Origin of the sequence: uncultured Paraglaciecola sp., assembly GCF_963977085.1 — a bacterium.
Lineage (GTDB): Bacteria > Pseudomonadota > Gammaproteobacteria > Enterobacterales > Alteromonadaceae > Paraglaciecola.
The window spans coordinates 235,278-253,135 of record NZ_CAXBNC010000004.1; the positions used below are offsets into that span (position 1 = coordinate 235,278).

Here is a 17,858-nt window from a genome sequence, read left to right on the forward strand (position 1 = left end):
AAGAGATAAATATGCCTAATTATGTATTACTTGATCCTGCTAAGCATCAGGATATAAAAATAAAAGCCCACAGTAATTTTGCTTTTAGCAAACATCAACATCAAGTGTCGTTAGTGGTTCATGAGTTTGGGGCTGCGGCGAGTAGTTTTCCAGTGGTTTATATGAAAGAGCCACAACAGGGACAATTTCGAGCTGTGGCCCTGTTAAGTCTTATTGCCGGTGAAAATCACTTTTATAGCGATAAAGAGTGGCAAGGCGTGCATTTACCTGCTGCATTTTTGCGAACGCCTTTTGAACTTGGCCCCGATCCTAATCAAGAAAAGACGCTTACTTTGTATATTGATGAACAAAGCGATTATGTGAATGACTTGGAAGGAGAAGCTTTGTATCAAGACGGCGAGCCAAGTCAATTTTTACAGCAAGTACAAAGTAAAATGGCTGATTACTATCAGCAAGAACAACTGACTCATCAATTTACCCAACAACTATTGAAACTGAAGTTATTGAAAGAAATTGAACTGCTTATCGAATTTTCCGATGGCAAAAAGACCGGTATCAAAGGTATTTACACTATAGATGAAGAGGTTTTACGGCAGTTACCAGACCCAGTAATTCTAGAATTAAATAAAGCTAATTTTTTACTTCCAATACACGGAATTGCTTCTTCATTAATCCAAGTCAATCGACTGATTAAACAACATAATAACTGTTCAGAAAATAACATTCTGGGTGTACAAATGCGCGTAAGCACAGAGGAATAATTAGATGTCAGACACCATGATCCAAGTATCAATATTTGCATTCGTTACTGCACTTATTGGTTTGTTAACTTACTTGCAGTGTAAGGGCAAAGGTCGTTTACAAAATGCGACTGAAGGTCAACAAAATAAGGAGCTATTCTTAGCTGGTGGTGGGCTGAAATGGTATTTCATTGCAGGCTCTATTACCTTAACCAATTTAAGTACAGACCAGTTGGTTGGCACTAATGGCACTCAAATGGCGTTATTGGCATGGTGGGAGTTTGCTGCTTTGGTGGGGTTGTTTATCTTGGCTAAAGTATTTTTGCCGCTTTATTACAAGTACCAGTGCACCACCACAACAGAATTATTAGAAAAACGTTACCAAAACAAAAATATACGCGCAGTAATTGGGGCGTTGTTTTTTTTAAGTAGTGCCTTGATATTTTGCCCTGCGGTCATCTATTCTGGCTCTTTATTTATGAAAACCATGTTTGGTTTAGATATTCCTTTGATGTACATAGCATTTGCATTCGCCACTCTTGGTGCCATGTATGCCATTTTTGGTGGCTTGCGGGCAGTGGCAGTGTCAGATACATACTCAGGGGTGTTACTTTTGACCATGGCCATTGTCATAGTGTTTTTAGCCCTCAATGCCATTGATTATGATTTTTCTGCCATTCCTGCAGACAGACTAACTTTGATTGGCGACAGCGAATCACCTATTCCTTGGCACACTTTGTTAACGGGCATGATATTTATTCAAATGTTTTATTGGGGAACCAATCAAGTTATCACCCAACGGGCTATGGCCGCGCCTTCTTTGAAAGAAGCTCAAAAAGGCGTATATGCTGCGGTGGGAATACGATTGTTAATTGTCCCAGCCATTGTGGTTATTCCGGGTATTGTTTCTTTTCAATTGTACGGCGACATAGGTGACGCCGCTTATGGTCAAATTGTCGGTGATATATTGCCAACTTGGTTATCGGGTATCTTTGCTGCTGCTATGGCTGCAGCCGTTTTATCTACCTTTAACAGTAATTTAAATTCGGCTACTGCACTTTATGTATGTGATCTTCATGAACCTTTTATTGGTCACCCTAAAAATGTTGCTAAGTTAAGTGCTTGGATCACAGTTTCGTTAACAGTGATTGCTTTATGTTTGGTCCCTGTTTACGCTCAAGCTGACAGTATAATTAACCTATTGCAACAGCTTTGGGGATTATTCAGTATGCCGATTTTATCAATATTTATAGTCGGTTTAGTATTTAGAAACGTAGATGCTAATGCAGGTATTATTGCAGTTATATTTGGGGTGTTTTTGTACGGCGCATTGTCATTTGAGTTTTCTCCTATCTATGCACCTTTTGGACTGCACTACATCCATTTAATGTTTATTACCCTTATATCTTGTGTAAGCATGGCGTTGTTTATCAATAAAGTGATTTATAAACAATCAGCTGAACTGGCTTGGGGTAGTAATGACGGTCTCATTCAAGAATCCTAAAATAATGGAAACAGTGTGAACAATCTTAGAAAAAGTAATATTCAAAAGTTGCCTGAAAAAAACTTCGATGTATTGATCATTGGAGGGGGTATTAATGGTGCGGTATCGGCAGCCTCTCTTGCTGCAAAAGGAGCGTCAGTCGCTTTGATTGATAAAGGAGACTTTGCCGGTTTCACTAGCTCTAATTCATCGAACTTAGCTTGGGGTGGCATTAAATACCTTGAAAGCCATGAGTATGGCTTGGTGAATAAACTCTGTAAAAGCCGTAATCATTTGATGCGCAGTTATCCCTCTACGGTAAAAGAAATTCGTTTCTTTACCAGCATCCAAAAAGGGTTTCGATTTCCGCCTTTGTTTGTTTTTATGGGAACTATTGTCTATTGGTTAATGGGGCGTTTCTTCACCCAAAGCCCGCAGTATTTATCCGCGGCTAAAATCAAATCCCTTGAAAATGTAGTGAATACCAAAAAGGTCAATGGTGGCTTTGAATACTCAGATGCATTTTTGCATGACAACGATGCGCGTTTTGTATTTAATTTTATTCGTTCCAGTATGAGTTATGGCTGTATTGCCGCTAACTATGTACAAGCCAATGGTTCACAAAGAGTTGATGGGCAATGGAAAACACAGGCCGAGGATGTTATCAGCGGTGAAAAATTCACCATTCGCTCAAAAGTGATTATCAATTCGGCAGGTCCTTTTGTGGATCCTATGAATCAACTCAATCAGCAGACAACTGAACATCATCATTTATTCTCAAAAGGCATTCATCTGATTGTGGATAAAATTACAGACAGTAATAGAGTGTTAACCTTTTTTGCTGATGATGGTCGGTTGTTTTTTGTTATTCCTATGGGCCCCAAGACTTGCATAGGTACTACTGATACCCAAGTTGAAGATCCCCATGCAAAAGTCACAGAAAAGGACAGGCAATTTGTTTTAGACAATGTCAATAAACTTTTAGATTTACCTAAAGCTTTAACTCAAGACGATATAATCGCTGAACGCTGCGGTGTGCGACCCTTAGCCATCAAAGGTAAAGGCGGTAAAGCTGATTGGGTACAACTATCCCGTAAACATGCTATTGACACCAACGAAGTTGATAAATATTTGTCCATTTTTGGAGGCAAACTAACAGACTGTATTAACGTTGGCGACGAAGTGGCAAATTTGGTTAAAGGGTTAGGAATTACACTACCTTTTGAATCCTACAAATGGTACGGCGAGCCTGATGATACTGTGCGAGATGAATTTTTTCACCGTGCAAGATTGATGGATTTTGATGCGCTAACCCCCAGCACCTCTTCAGAACCTTTAACTAAAAGATTTTGGCGACGCTACGGGCGTAATGCGATTAATATGTTGGAAAAAGTCCGTGAAAACCCTGAAATGGCAGAATTGTTGATCGAAAACTCTGAATATTTACGGGTAGAAATTGAACATGCCGCTGAGCGCGAAATGGTCACTAAACTGGAAGACTTTTTGCGCCGTCGCTCTAAAATATCACTCGTAGTCAGGAAAGAAGACATTTTGAGTGCGCCGGGGTTAAGAGAAGCCTGTGAAATTTTATTCGGTGAAGAGGCTGATGCTAAGTTACAAGAGTATGTAGATTCTGTGAGTGAGTGTCATTTTGACTCTGCCCCCAGGGTTAGCAATGCCTGAATAGTGTAAATAGAGAGTGCTTTTTGGCATAAGTTGAATATATATCAACCGAAATTAACAAAATAATCACAGTTCTATTATTTTATACTTGTAAAAAACTGAATGATCCCCAGATATTTGATTATGCTGGCTATTAAAACCAAGACGGCTTACTAAAACCGCTTTTCCAAAAATAATAGAGAATTTTTTAATGACAATGAATTACATCCCCCTAGATAAAAAGAAACACCAAGATACACGTGTAAAGATAAGTAATAATTTTGCCCATGCTAAAGATACACATTTAGCTGCAGCGTCAATTCGTGAATACGCACAACTTGCTAGTTGTATGCCAATCATATTTATCAAAGATCCTAATAGCGACACCACTCATAGTATTGCGATGTTGGGCATTGAACAAGGTGTGAACTTGTTTATGCAGGATGATAAATGGTCTGGTCATGTGGTGCCTCTTAACATTCAACGTTATCCTTTTGATGTACGTCCTGATGGCGACAAGTTAGCTGTGTTTATCGATGAAAACTCTGACTTAGTTGGAACAGAAGGTGAGCCACTTTTCACAGAAAGTGAAGCAAGCCCGTTCTTAGATAATCGTCAGAAATTATTGTCTGACTTAGCAAACAGCGAAATGGCAACACGTGATTTTGTGAACAAAATTAAAGAACTCGATTTACTCGATTCAGTTGTTATCCGTGTGCAATACGCCAACGGCCAACAACGTAATATCAATGGAATGCAAACTATTAGCGAAAAGCGTCTTCAGGCGTTGGATACTGAAACAGTCGCAGAATTACACAAATCTGGTTACTTAGGTGCAATGTATGCTGTGTTGATGTCCCTTGGTCAGTTGAACCGTTTAGTGCAGTTGACGCAAACTAGCGAAAACCCAGTAAAAGCATTACAGCTTCAAGCTGAGCCGCCTGCTACTGAAGAAGCTGCAGCCGCGCCAGAAGCAAAGCCTAAAGCGAAGAAAGCCGCTAAAAAATAATTTAGCTGAATATGAAAAGCCCGTTCCAACTTTGTTGTAACGGGCTTTTTTAGTTTTAGAGAATAAAAAAACAACCATCTCACAAGGATTTGGAAAGTTAAAACAACACTTCATACTCAGTCACAGAATAAAACTCGGTTCCCGCTTCCAATGTAGCACTTGGAAAATGTGCCTGATTAGGTGTGTCGGGGTAGAACTGGGATTCAAAACAGACTCCTTGGTGGGCATGATAAAGTGCTCCCTCTTTGCCTTTTTTATTAGCGAAGTGATTGGCTGTAAATACCTGCATGCCCGGCATAGTAGTGTAAACATTCAAGCTGATATCATTTGCAGTTGTGATTGCTTTAGCGGCAAAAGTAGCCAGTTTGGCTTGGGGATCATATGCATCTAAACATAAGTTGTGATCCAGTCCGTTACCGTAAGCAATTTGTTGATGTTTTGATGCTAAGGATTCACTTATTGGTGTCAGTGTCCTGAGGTCAAAAGGTGTGTTTTCGACCGCTGCAATCTCGCCTGTAGGTATAGCGCGATCGTCAGTGGGTGTGTAATGACTCGCTTGCAACTGAATTTGATGAGTTTCAACTGAGCCGCTGTTGTGCCCTGACAAATTAAAATAACTGTGGTTTGTAGGGTTATATAAAGTTGTTTGTTCGGCAGTAGCAAAATATTCGATTTTTAAACGGTTTTGCTCAGTTAAGGTGTATATCACTTTTACTGCTATTTCGCCTGGAAAGCCTTGATCACCATCAGGGCTAGCAAGCTGTAACATAATGGATGGGTTATCTGTATTAGACAACACTGTACTTTGCCATACTTTGCTATTAAACCCCTGGCTACCGCCATGTAAACAGTTGCCAGCTTGGTTGATATCGGTTTGAAAATTTTTATCTGCTAAGCTAAATTTCCCTTGATTAATGCGGTTTGCATATCTGCCTACTAACGCCCCTAAATAACTGTCGTCAGCTAAATAATCTTCTACTGTGTCGTACCCTAAGACTATGTCAGTCTGTGCGTTTTGGTCGTTGGGTACCAACCAGCGACGAATAATCCCACCAAGAGTAAGGATCTCAATGCTCACACCATTAAGGTTGCTTAAACAAAATTGCTCTACTACTGTGCCATCTGGCATTTTTCCAAAGATTGCTTGTGTGATCACGCTTGAAACCCCAATGTGCTTTGAATGGCACTGGCCCATCCATTCAATAACTTTTGGCGTTTTGAAGCATCCATTTCAGGTTCAAAACGGCTATCGATTTGATTCATGCTGGCCAACTCGTCAGTGGATTGGTATATCCCCAGTTGTAAGCCGGCTAAATAGGCAACCCCTAAGGCAGTGGTTTCCATAACCTTGGGACGTTCAACTGTAACATCGAGTACCCCAGCTAAAAATTGACAGACCCAGCTATTGGCTACCATTCCGCCATCTACTCTTAATTTTTGGGGGTTTACACCGTCTTCCCTCATGGCTTTAAGTAAGTCCGAGGTTTGCAAACATACTGATTCGAGTGCGGCTCTAGCAAGATGGGCACTGGTGGTTGCTCGAGTCAGACCAAATATTGCTCCTCTGGCATCAGGCGCCCAATAGGGAGTGCCTAATCCTGCAAAAGCGGGCACCAAAAATACACCATGGTCATCGGGAATACTTTTAGCCATGTCTTCTGTTTCTGAGGCACTTTCTATAATTTTTAAACCGTCTCTGAGCCATTGGACGGCTGCACCAGCGATAAATATAGAACCTTCTAAGGCATAATGTGTTTGGCCTTTAATGGTATAAGCCACAGTGGTGAGCAATTTGTTTTTAGATAGCAGTGCTTTTTCTCCGGTATTTAACAACATAAAACAACCGGTTCCATAGGTACTTTTGATATCGCCCTGATTAAAACAACATTGACCAATACTGGCTGCTTGCTGATCACCTGCTACACCCGCTATGGGGATTGAATAGTCAAATAGTTCTGCTGCTGTATGGCCAAAATCAGCCGCGCATTCTTTCACCTCTGGTAACATAGATTTAGGCACCTTAAAGATGTCGAGTAATGTCTCATCCCAAGATAATGTATGAATGTTAAACAGATTAGTACGACTGGCATTAGTGACATCAGTGGCATGGACTTTACCGCCTGTTAAGCGCCAAATCAGAAAACTATCTACAGTACCAAAAGCAAGTTCGTTGGCCTGCGCTTTTTGCCTTGCCCCTGCCACATTATCTAGAATCCAAGCGACCTTTGTTGCTGAAAAATAAGGATCGAGTAACAAACCAGTTCGTTCTTGTACCGCCGTTAAATGCCCTGCTTTCTGTAACTCTCTGCATTGCTCAGCGGTGCGCCCATCTTGCCACACTATGGCATTGTAAATTGCTTTACCGGTTTTTTTATCCCAAACCAAAGTCGTTTCTCTTTGGTTTGTGACACCTATGGCTGCAATCTTGGCGCCTTTTGCTGTGGCTTTAGCTATGGCTTGTTTACATACATTGAAGGTTGATGACCAAATATCTTCAGGATCATGTTCTACCCAGCCATCATTGGGATAATGTTGGGAAAATTCTTGCTGAGCGACAGCCACAATGCTTGAATCTGGAGCAAAAATGATGGCCCTGCTAGAAGTGGTACCTTGGTCAATAGACAGAATGCAGTTTTCTAGCGGCATAGCAGCTCCTTTGGTTAAATCAGTAATAAAATCAATTGTTTCAGATGTTTAATTAAGCACTAACATCTTTTTAACATCGGATGGCGAGTATAATATTTTTACGCCAAGAACATAACCAATTTTCTACCTAATGTTTACCGTCCAGCGGCCCCTATAAAGCTATTAAAGTGCAGCGTGAGTTATGACACTGATACTAGGTTGATTAGATCATAGTAAGGATATAAATTTCTTTTGTATCAGATCATCAAGCTTGTTATTTTAACGCTCTGTTTTTATGTCAGTAAATAAGCTTAACGTGAACTTGATTTTTCTCCTTCTCAGCCAGGTTGTTGTTTTCCCATCGCAGCATAATATTAAACTTGAAGTGCTCGGGCACACTTCTGAAGCGCCTAACTGGTCTTTTTTTGCGCCACATGAAAATGAAAACGTGGTCAATGACTATGTTAGCCAACAAATTTTAGAACGTGGTGGGGTGTTTGTAATATTACGCCAAAAAGGCAAGCGCTTGTTACGCCTGGATATTAAACCTTTTGAGGTCAAAATTGATCCTAATCGCATTTTTACCAAAAAAGGCAGACGTAATAACATTATCAAACACAATCCTAGGTTACGTACTAATACCTATGTATTTCATAGGGCTATGCGCCTTTCGGAAGCGCTTGCCAATTTCATAGTTAAAACTATGGGAGGAACAGACACATCACGTACTTGGGTGGCTATACACAACAATACCCATGGATATTTAGGAGATAATAAACAAGGGATAGGCAATATATCTATCGTGCAGTATCAGCAAAAATTGGCTGAAGGTGCCGCATTTATTAAGGCCGTGAGTCTACACAAGGGCGACGAAGATGACTTGTTTTTTGTCACCGAGCAGCAAGATTTTAATGCCATGGATCAAAATGGGTGGAATGCAGTATTACAACATCCTCAGGTTGTCACTGATCCAACCGAAGACGATGGGTCTTTATCGGTTTACGCCCAAAAGTTAGGCATTCGCTATATCAATATTGAAGCAGAGCGTGCCACAGGTAACTTTGGTGAAAATCACTTAGAAGAACAACAGCAGATGGTTGATTATGTTTTTCGTCGATTGCTGAGTAAAAATACCGATGTTAACTTAAGTAACTCTCTCGATTAATCGTTAAAGTCGGGTTAAACCATAAAGCGCCAAGTGAATATTAAAAAATGAAATCAGCCACAAATTTCTCGGATAAGACACTGAACTTTTACGACACTATTCATTAATGGGGAATTTTATTACTGTCATGTTTTTTTACAGATGTTTATTGAAAATTAAATCAATATAGACTTGTGAGTTTTATGTTGCTGAAATGTAAAAAGATTTTGCTTTTGGTATTATATTTGCTTTTTATTCTTTGAGTTAAATCGAAATAATAAGGAATAAAAATGAAAAAAACTATAGGTTCAATTTTTATTATCGCTTGCATGGTTTTGCCTTTATCTGTAAACGCCGATCCTATTTTCAGTCAAGGTTTTGAAACTGATACTGATGGCTGGTTTGATAAAGATGATAGCTGGAGCGGTAACGTTGAACGCCAACTCTCAGGCACTAGCGGCATTACTGCCTTTGAAGGCAATTATTATGCTCAATTTACACAAACCAATGATACAGGTGGTTTAACAGCAGCATTTAGTCGTCTTGGTGGCTACAATGACGTTTTCCCTGGTGACTACTCTTTGCAAACAGCGATTTATCTAGATACTTCATGGGCCAATGGATCTGGGTTTGATTTTTCGGTTGCATCAAATGATACAAGTGGCAATCATCTTCAAGATTTTATCTTTCACGTGACTAAAGATACGTCTACTGGTGAGTTATTAGTTGGCGGCAGTAATAACACTAATTTCGACCCTCGTGAGGACTTGGAATCTCTTAATAGTTTTTCAATTGCTGATAGTGGTTGGTATGTGTTTGAGCATTTATTCAGGGATGACAATGGTGTATTGGCCGTTGATTTAAATTTGAAGAATGTACTTGGAGATATCTTATTCACGGAAACAAGAACAACAGCAACTAATTTGATCCCAAGTGAAGTGGGCGGTAATCGTTATGCTTGGTTTACCAATATTGATATTGCTGAGGGTATTGCTGTAGATGGCATATCATTATCTGTTGTTGCCCAAGAAGTGAGTGAGCCTAGTATTTTTGCTATATTTTGCTTAGGTGTTTCTGGTTTGGTTTTAAGACGAAAATATACTCAGTAGTAAAATGCTTGTTAGATAGAGAAGCCAGCTTATACGCTGGCCTTTTTATTCAGGTTAAATTGGATTTAACTCCATCTTAAACATGACATAGTACTTTTAATTCTTCATTTGAGTTCCAAACATTATCTCGCCACCACATTAAAAACGACAAAGTTTGTTTTTATTAGACCCCTCCTTGTCCTCTGCTTCTTTCTTATAAAAATTGTAAAGCAATTATTTTTGCTGTTACTAAATTGCGTCAGTCAGCGGGTTTTATCTACTAATTCATACACTTCTATAAATCCAGTGGTGACAAGGCTTCGAATCCGATCAAATTGCTACTTTTAGTCCTTGACATGATAGACGGGTGGTACCTAAACTGTCCATTGTGGGTAAAAGTGGCATAAAGTGGATCTATTGGGTTAGTAATTCCCAAAAAATAACTAAAAAATAACGTCAGATTCTGTTTAGTGTTGTCTTTACTGGTTAATTTTCGATAGATAAAAATAAAAAAGGTTAGGGGAATCATGTTCCGCGGCGCTAATGCAATCAATCTAGATGTGAAAGGTCGAGTCACTATACCTACCAGGTATAGGCAGTCCTTGCTGGATGATTGTCAGGGACAGCTAGTATGTACTATCGACACACAACAACCTTGTTTGCTGCTTTACCCACTTCCTGAATGGGAAGAAATTGAACTTAAATTAAGCCGACTCTCTAGTATGAACCCACATGAACGTCGCATGCAGCGTTTGTTGTTGGGTTATGCCAATGAAGGAGAGATGGATAAAAATGGACGTTTTTTATTAGGCGCGCCTTTGCGTCAACATGCCAAGCTCGATAAACAAATTATGTTAGTTGGCCAGTTCAATAAATTTGAAATCTGGGATGCAGATATTTGGCAACAACAAATCAATTTGGATGTGGCGACTGAACAAGAAGCGAATTTTGAATTGACCGAACGATTGCAGGATTTCTCACTTTAATGGAAAACGATTTTTCACATTTATCTGTATTACTGCAAGAATCTATCGATGGTTTGGCGATTAAGCCCGATGGCATCTACATGGACGCAACTTTTGGGCGTGGCGGTCATTCTAGGCAAATATTAAAAGCTTTATCATCTAAAGGTCGTTTGATCGCCATAGATCGTGATCTTACTGCTATTGAAGCGGCGCAATCTTTCGCTGAGGATCCGCGTTTTTCGATTCATCATCGTCCTTTTTCAGAGTTGCAAGTTGTTGCTGAAGAGTTAGGTTTAATCGGAAAAATTGATGGGATCTTAATGGATCTAGGGGTGTCTTCACCGCAGCTTGATGATGCTGACCGTGGTTTTAGTTTTATGCGGAATGGACCATTAGATATGCGTATGGATACAACCAGAGGCTTAAGCGCTGCCCAGTGGTTAGCGGTTGCAGAAGAGCAAGATATCACCCAAGTTATCAAGGAGTTTGGTGAAGAGAAATTTGGTAAACGTATCGCTCACGGCATTGTGAATGCCCGTCAAATTGCGCCTATAACTGATACTGCTCAACTTGCCGAAATTATTGATTTAGCGGTGCCCGTTAAAGATAAGTTTAAACATCCTGCTACTCGCAGTTTCCAGGCTATTCGTATTTACGTAAACAGTGAACTGGACGAAATTAAAACAGGCCTAAAAGCGGCATTAAACACGTTAGCGCCAACAGGGCGTTTGGCTGTCATTAGTTTTCATTCACTAGAAGATCGCTTAGTTAAACGTTTTGTAAGGGAGCAAAGCCGAGGTTTAGACGTACCACATGGCATGCCTATAATGCAGGCTGAAATAGACGCCGCCAAAGCCATGAAACCTATTGGTAAAGCAATTAAGCCATCGGCCGACGAATTAAAAAGAAATGTGCGAGCTCGAAGCTCGGTGTTAAGAGTGGCTGAAAAGTTATGAGTGGTCACAACACCAACTTTAATCTATTCAGTTTTGTAGCTGCTGATTTAGCCCGCCATCCAGTGCGGGTTTTGTTGTTTCTAGCACTCTTAGTTAGTGCCGGTTTAGTGATACTCAGTGCACACCACAATAGGCAAATGTCCATAGCCATAGAACGCTTGATGCAAGAGAAAGATCAGCTCGATGTGGAGTGGCGTCATCTAGTACTTGAACAAAGCGCTTTGACTGAACATAACCGTATCGAAGCGTTAGTTAAAAGTGAGCTGAATATGCACCGCCCAGTACCCAGCGAAGAAGTGGTGGTACGTATAAAATGAGCCGATTAAACAGCCTTTCTAAAAACAAAAGTAGAAACAATCAAGCAAAAGTGAACAGTGCTCCGAGTTTTTTACATTGGCGCTTTGTTGTGGTGGTGGTGGCTATTTCATTGGTTTTTGTTGGTCTGGGCATTCGCGCCGCATACATTCAAGTAGTATCACCAGATTTATTGATAAAACAAGGTGACAATCGCACTTTGCGTACCCGAGTTAACCCATTGCATAGAGGACTGATTGTTGACCGTAATGGTCAGCAGTTGGCCGTGAGTGTGCCGGTTCGCGCCATTTGGGCGGATCCCAAAGCCATTGCTCAATCTGAACAAGAAGCAGAAGAAAAAGCCAAGCAAGATCCTAGTTTTGATTTACTTGCAGAGCAGCGTGAAAATAAGAAACGTTGGCAAGCTTTGGCTGAAGTATTAGGTCAAAACTTGGTTAAGCTAAAAGACAAAGTCAGTGATCCTGAAAAACGTTTTGTGTACATACAGCGCCAAGTTTCACCGGCAATGGCCGAATATGTTGAAGAATTAAAACTGGCCGGAATCTATCTACGTGATGAGTCAAGGCGGTATTATCCAAGTGGCGAAGTCTCAGCTCACGTCGTAGGCTTTACTAACGTTGACGATGCTGGCATCGAAGGCATCGAAAAATTATACAATAAATGGTTGGCTGGCTCTCAAGGCACTCGGAAAATTCGCCGTGATGGCAAAGGCCGAATGGTCGAGCTAATTGAATCTGAAGAAGGTAAACAGCCCCAAAATATTCAGTTAACAATAGATCAACGCATTCAAGCTTTGGCTTACAAGGAATTAAAACAAGCGGTTCAATATTACAAAGCAACTTCGGGGTCGGCAGTTGTGGTGGCCGTTAACACCGGGGAAATTCTGGCTCTAGTGAATAGCCCCTCTTACAATCCTAATAACCGCGCTGGCGTGTCTGCCCATCGAATTCGTAATCGCGCTGTCACTGATGCCTATGAACCTGGCTCTTCAATTAAACCTTTAGCGGTGTTAAGCGCATTAGAGTTTGGATCGGCAGATGTAGACACTTTAATTGATACATCTCCTGGTTGGATGCACTTAGGTGGCAACATTGTTAGGGATTCGCGCAACTATGGCGAAATTGATTTAACTGAAATTATTCGCAAGTCCAGCAATATGGGCACATCAAAGTTGGCCTTGTCGGTACCTAAAGAATTTTTGTTGGATATGTTTTACAACGTCGGTTTAATGAGTGGTAGTGGCGCTAATTTACTGGGCGAAATTAACGGCATATTTAGTGATCGTCCTCGTTGGTCTGATTTTGAATTATCGACCTTGTCATTTGGGTACGGTATTTCGGTCACCGCGTTACAGTTGGCGCGTATGTATAGCATTTTGGGTGATGGTGGTATTCGTCGCCCATTGAGTATTATCAAACCTGACACCCCGGTTGAAAGTGAGCGCGTTATCAGCGCCCAAGCTACCCAAGAAATTTTGCAGATGATGGAGACGGTCACCGAAAAAAATGGTTCTGCAGAGCAAGCTAATATACCAGGATATAGGGTTGCAGGTAAAACAGGCACGAGCCGTAAAGCCATTGCCAATGGGTATGGCGAAGAATACGTTAATATTTTTGCAGGGGTTGCCCCTGTCTCTAACCCACAATTAGCAGTGGTTATCTTAATTAATGAGCCTAAAGGTGAGCTGTATTATGCAGGGCAAACTGCAGCACCGGTTTTTGCAAAAATTATGGCCGCCAGTTTACAAATGTTGAATGTCCCTCCTGATGATAAGACAGTTTCATCAATTGCCGTTTCTTCCTCTGAAGCCAGCAGGGAGGCCGCCAATGCAGGTTGATATGGTTAGCATTAATAAGCAATTTCCTGAAGTGTTTGATCAAAGTATTCAACCTCTATTGGCGCATTTTGGTATTGACGCCCCTGACATAATGATCAGTGAGCTGGTCTTAGACAGCAGAGATGTGGCAATTCACAAAGCGTTTATCGCGCTAAGCGGACACACTTTAGATGGCCGAGATTTTATTCCTCAAGCGGTTAGTTTAGGTGCCAAAGTGATAGTGGCGCAATGTGATGATAAGAGCCAACATGGCCATGTTGAAATGCGTGAACAAAGCGTTATTGTGTCCTTTTATCAACTTGCTGAAAACCTCTCAGAGTTAGCAGGATATTTTTATCAATTCCCTGCTAATTCTATGTCAATTATTGCAGTGACTGGCACTAACGGTAAAACGTCTACTGTGCAGTTAACCAGTCAATTAGCACACTTAATGGGTGAGCAAGCGGCTTCTATTGGTACCTTAGGTGCGGGCATGTATTCATCGTCTGCCAAAATTCAAGCATTCCAAAATACAGTTAACACCACTCCTGATGCTATTAGTATACAACGATTGTTGGCCGAGTTTGTCAGCGAAGGCGCATTCCAAGTCGCATTAGAAGCTTCGTCACATGCTTTAGTACAAAACCGTATCAAAGCGGTTAAAACGGACATTGCAGTGTTTACCAATTTAAGCCGTGATCACCTTGATTATCACGGAACCATGGCCGATTACGCTTTAGCAAAACGGCTATTATTGCAGCAACCAGGGCTGGCGTATGCTGTGCTTAATGTGAATGATCCTGAACATAAAAATTGGTTAGCCAATATTCCTGAAAAAACCACTGTGGTGCTTTTTGGGCAGAATGTTAGTACATCGGATATGCCCAGTGATTATCAATATTGTGTGGCGAACAATGTGCGATACACAAATGAAGGGATCGCACTCTCGTTGCAAACCTCTTGGGGAGACTGTGAACTGCGATTATCGCTATTGGCTGATTTTAACGTTGCCAATGTGTTAGCCGCAATTTGTAGTCAATTATGTCTAGGTAAAAGCCTAAAACAGATTGCTTACATTGTTCAGAAGCTAAAACCTGTTGCCGGAAGAATGGAGCTGTATAGCCGTCAGAACCACGCCACTATTGTGGTGGATTACGCTCATACTCCAGACGCGTTAGAAAAAGCCATAGTAGCCACTAAGCAACATTGTCATGGGAAATTATTCTGTGTGTTTGGTTGTGGTGGTGATCGCGATAGAGGTAAACGTTCTTTGATGGGCGAAATTGCCGAAAGATTATCTGACAAGGTTATTTTGACAGATGACAATGTGCGCAGTGAAGTGCCAAACGACATCATTCAAGACATTTTATCTGGCTGTATCAATCCAGAACAGATCTTAGTGGAACATGATAGAAAAACGGCGATCAAGTTGGCTGTCGCGCAGGCTAAGGCAGGGGATATGATCCTAGTAGCCGGTAAAGGCCATGAAAATTATCAAATTATAGGCACAAAAACACTGGCGTACGACGAACGCCAGTTTGTAGCACTTCTTCAAAAGGGGAAAACAGTATGATCCCGGTTTCACTTTCCTGGGTTGCGGAACAAGTTAATGGGCAGTTAATAGCTCAAAATAAGCAGGATTTGGTCATCGAAGGCGTGAGCACTGATACCAGAAGTATTCTGCCTAAGGATTTGTTTTTGGCACTAAAAGGCCCTAATTTTGACGGTCACAAATTTGTTCAGCAAGCCGAAGAAAAAGGCGCCATTGCGCTGATTTTGTCTCAGGTAGTTGATACCCAGCTTCCTTATATTTTAGTTGCTGATACTACCCTAGCTTTGGGTTTGTTAGGTGCTGCGGTAAAAGCAAAAGTAGCGCCCAAAACTGTGGGTATTACTGGTAGCAGTGGTAAAACAACAGTGAAAGAAATGGTGGCGGCTATTTTATCTCGTCGTGGCAAGGTGCTGGCAACCAAAGGAAATTTTAACAATGACTTAGGCGTGCCTATGACCTTGTTAAGGCTAGAGCAACAACATGAGTTTGCTGTAATTGAAATGGGCGCTAACCATTTAGGTGAAATTGCTTACACCACCAACTTAGTTAAGCCTGATGTGGCAACTATAGTCAATGCCGCTGCCGCACACTTAGAAGGCTTTGGTAGTTTACTGGGTGTGGCCAGAGCAAAAAGTGAAATATTTAAAGGGTTATCAGAAAAAGATGGCTTAGCGATAGTTAACGCTGATAGCCAATTTGCCGACTTTTGGTTAGGAAAACTCAAGTACAACAAGGTGCAAACTTTCTCAGTTGAAAATCCAGCAGATGTGTATGCAGAAGATATCATTCTTGGTTTGGATGGCTGTGCACAATTTGATTTAGTGACCCCTAAAGGGCGCATCGCTATTACCTTATCTTTACCCGGTGCCCACAATGTAAGTAATGCCCTAGTGGCAGCGGCATTGTCTTTACAAGTTGGCGCAACTTTGCAAGACGTGCGTGAGGGACTGCGCGCTATGCCCCATGTAGCCGGTCGCTTACACGTTAAACAGCTGACTAATCAAGTGAAAATTTTGGATGATACTTATAATGCCAACGTAGGCTCTGTGCATGCTGCCATTGATTTATTATCTAGTTTTGCGGGGAGAAAAATACTGATACTTGGCGATATGGCTGAATTGGGCGAAAAAGCCCGTTATTACCATGAACAAGTAGGCGAATACGCGAAACAAAAAGGTATCGATAAACTCTATACCTTAGGTGTATTAAGTCAAAGTGCTAGTGATGTATATGGGGAACAAGGTCGTCATTTTAGTCGACTAGAGCAAATGGTGACCTTTATCAATCAACAAACCTTATCGGAAAAGTGTGACGTCAGTATTTTGGTAAAAGGTTCGCGCAGTGCACGCATGGAATTAGTGGTAAAAGCGTTGGAGGACTCCCCATTGGGAAAGCTTGAACGTTTCAGGGAGAGAATTGCATGCTGATTTGGTTAGCTGATTGGCTACAACAGTTTGATGCCGGGTTTCGAGTTTTCTCGTATTTAACTTTGCGCGCTATATTAAGCACCTTAACTGCTTTGCTTATTGCGGTGATTATTGGCCCTAAAATGATCCGCTTCTTGCAGAAAATGCAAATTGGTCAAACTATCCGTGATGATGGACCTGAATCGCATTTGGCCAAATCCGGCACACCCACTATGGGTGGTTTGCTTATTTTGGCGGCGATAGTATCCAGTGTGTTGTTATGGAGTGATTTGACCAATAGATATGTATGGGTCACCCTATTTGTTCTGGTGAGTTACGGCATTATTGGTTTTGTAGATGATTACCGTAAGGTGATCCGTAAAGATGCAAAAGGTTTAATCGCTAGGTGGAAGTATTTTTGGCAGTCTGTTATTGCCATTGCGGTCGCATTTTACTTGTATGCAAGTCAACAAAACCCAGCTGAAACTGCCTTGTTAGTTCCCTTTTTTAAAGACGTTATGCCACAAATGGGCATGTTTTTTATTGTTGTCACTTACTTTGTCATAGTAGGGACCAGCAATGCAGTCAACTTGACTGACGGACTAGACGGGCTTGCAATTGTACCTGTTGTTTTAGTGGCCGGTGCGTTTGCCATCTTTGCTTATGCAACAGGCAATATTAATTTTTCTGCTTACCTTCATATTCCCTATCTGCCACTCACCAGTGAGTTAGTTATTGTGTGTACTGCAATAGTGGGCGCTGGATTAGGGTTTTTATGGTTCAACACTTATCCGGCCCAAGTCTTTATGGGCGATGTAGGGTCTCTGGCATTAGGCGGCACTTTAGGGATCTTGGCCGTGTTGGTTCGCCAAGAGATCGTTTTATTTATTATGGGTGGTATTTTTGTTGCCGAAACATTGTCGGTTATTTTGCAGGTAGGATCATTCAAAATGCGTGGTAAACGTATTTTTAGAATGGCCCCCATTCATCATCACTACGAACTAAAAGGCTGGCCAGAACCCCGTGTAATAGTGCGTTTCTGGATCATTTCCTTGATGTTAGTGTTGGTGGGATTAGCCACCTTGAAATTGCGTTAA

Annotated in this window: 15 protein-coding genes; 13 read left to right on the forward strand and 2 right to left on the reverse strand. The window is 41.2% G+C overall.

Annotation, left to right across the window (positions count from 1 at the left end):
• The first annotated feature begins 11 nt into the window (after window positions 1-11).
• The 4 genes from AAC000_RS06885 to AAC000_RS06900 all read left to right on the forward strand — a co-directional run bounded on the left by AAC000_RS06885 (window position 12) and on the right by AAC000_RS06900 (window position 4,894).
• Entirely contained in the window at window positions 12-761 is a 750-nt protein-coding gene (locus AAC000_RS06885) for a SapC family protein (protein ID WP_339721260.1), read from the forward strand.
• 4 nt (window positions 762-765) lie between these two features.
• Entirely contained in the window at window positions 766-2,244 is a 1,479-nt protein-coding gene (locus tag AAC000_RS06890) for an SLC5 family protein (protein WP_339721262.1), read from the forward strand.
• Between the two features lie 15 nt (window positions 2,245-2,259).
• Window positions 2,260-3,906 carry a glycerol-3-phosphate dehydrogenase/oxidase gene (locus AAC000_RS06895; protein WP_339721264.1) on the forward strand — a complete coding sequence of 549 codons (1,647 nt, stop codon included), beginning with the start codon at window positions 2,260-2,262 and terminating at the stop codon, window positions 3,904-3,906.
• 190 nt (window positions 3,907-4,096) lie between these two features.
• Window positions 4,097-4,894: a SapC family protein gene (locus AAC000_RS06900; RefSeq protein WP_339721266.1), complete on the forward strand. Its 798-nt coding sequence runs from the start codon at window positions 4,097-4,099 to the stop codon at window positions 4,892-4,894.
• 97 nt (window positions 4,895-4,991) lie between these two features.
• Here AAC000_RS06900 and AAC000_RS06905 read toward each other — a convergent pair whose 3' ends face one another.
• Both AAC000_RS06905 and glpK read right to left on the reverse strand, forming a co-directional pair.
• Entirely contained in the window at window positions 4,992-6,050 is a 1,059-nt protein-coding gene (locus tag AAC000_RS06905) for an aldose epimerase family protein (RefSeq protein WP_339721268.1), read from the reverse strand.
• Window positions 6,047-7,540 (reverse strand): glycerol kinase GlpK, encoded by a 1,494-nt coding sequence (gene glpK / locus AAC000_RS06910; protein ID WP_339721270.1) that lies wholly within the window; start codon window positions 7,538-7,540, stop codon window positions 6,047-6,049. Before glpK ends, AAC000_RS06905 begins: the two co-directional genes overlap by 4 nt.
• A 274-nt stretch (window positions 7,541-7,814) precedes the next feature.
• Here glpK and AAC000_RS06915 point away from each other — a divergent pair, with 274 nt between their 5' ends.
• The 9 genes from AAC000_RS06915 (at window position 7,815) to mraY (ending at window position 17,858) form a co-directional block, all read left to right on the forward strand.
• Complete coding sequence (locus AAC000_RS06915; RefSeq protein WP_339721272.1) at window positions 7,815-8,684, forward strand: hypothetical protein; 870 nt, start codon at window positions 7,815-7,817, stop codon at window positions 8,682-8,684.
• Window positions 8,685-8,953: 269 nt separating this feature from the next.
• The gene (locus tag AAC000_RS06920) at window positions 8,954-9,772 is read left to right on the forward strand and encodes a hypothetical protein (protein ID WP_339721274.1); all 819 of its coding nucleotides are present in this window, start codon (window positions 8,954-8,956) and stop codon (window positions 9,770-9,772) included.
• A 506-nt stretch (window positions 9,773-10,278) separates the two neighbouring features.
• A complete protein-coding gene (gene mraZ / locus AAC000_RS06925; RefSeq protein WP_339721276.1) occupies window positions 10,279-10,737 on the forward strand; it encodes a division/cell wall cluster transcriptional repressor MraZ in 459 nt (152 codons plus the stop codon).
• A complete protein-coding gene (gene rsmH / locus AAC000_RS06930; protein ID WP_339721278.1) occupies window positions 10,737-11,672 on the forward strand; it encodes a 16S rRNA (cytosine(1402)-N(4))-methyltransferase RsmH in 936 nt (311 codons plus the stop codon). Before mraZ ends, rsmH begins: the two co-directional genes overlap by 1 nt.
• On the forward strand, window positions 11,669-11,989 hold the full coding sequence (gene ftsL, locus AAC000_RS06935; RefSeq protein ID WP_339721280.1) for a cell division protein FtsL: 321 nt from the start codon (window positions 11,669-11,671) through the stop codon (window positions 11,987-11,989). The genes rsmH and ftsL overlap by 4 nt, the downstream gene beginning before the upstream one ends.
• A complete protein-coding gene (locus AAC000_RS06940) occupies window positions 11,986-13,824 on the forward strand; it encodes a penicillin-binding transpeptidase domain-containing protein (protein ID WP_339721281.1) in 1,839 nt (612 codons plus the stop codon). The genes ftsL and AAC000_RS06940 overlap by 4 nt, the downstream gene beginning before the upstream one ends.
• Window positions 13,814-15,376 carry a UDP-N-acetylmuramoyl-L-alanyl-D-glutamate--2,6-diaminopimelate ligase gene (gene murE / locus AAC000_RS06945; protein WP_339721283.1) on the forward strand — a complete coding sequence of 521 codons (1,563 nt, stop codon included), beginning with the start codon at window positions 13,814-13,816 and terminating at the stop codon, window positions 15,374-15,376. The genes AAC000_RS06940 and murE overlap by 11 nt, the downstream gene beginning before the upstream one ends.
• Window positions 15,373-16,782 (forward strand): UDP-N-acetylmuramoyl-tripeptide--D-alanyl-D-alanine ligase, encoded by a 1,410-nt coding sequence (murF, locus tag AAC000_RS06950; protein ID WP_339721285.1) that lies wholly within the window; start codon window positions 15,373-15,375, stop codon window positions 16,780-16,782. The genes murE and murF overlap by 4 nt, the downstream gene beginning before the upstream one ends.
• Window positions 16,776-17,858: a phospho-N-acetylmuramoyl-pentapeptide-transferase gene (mraY, locus tag AAC000_RS06955; RefSeq protein ID WP_339721287.1), complete on the forward strand. Its 1,083-nt coding sequence runs from the start codon at window positions 16,776-16,778 to the stop codon at window positions 17,856-17,858. The genes murF and mraY overlap by 7 nt, the downstream gene beginning before the upstream one ends.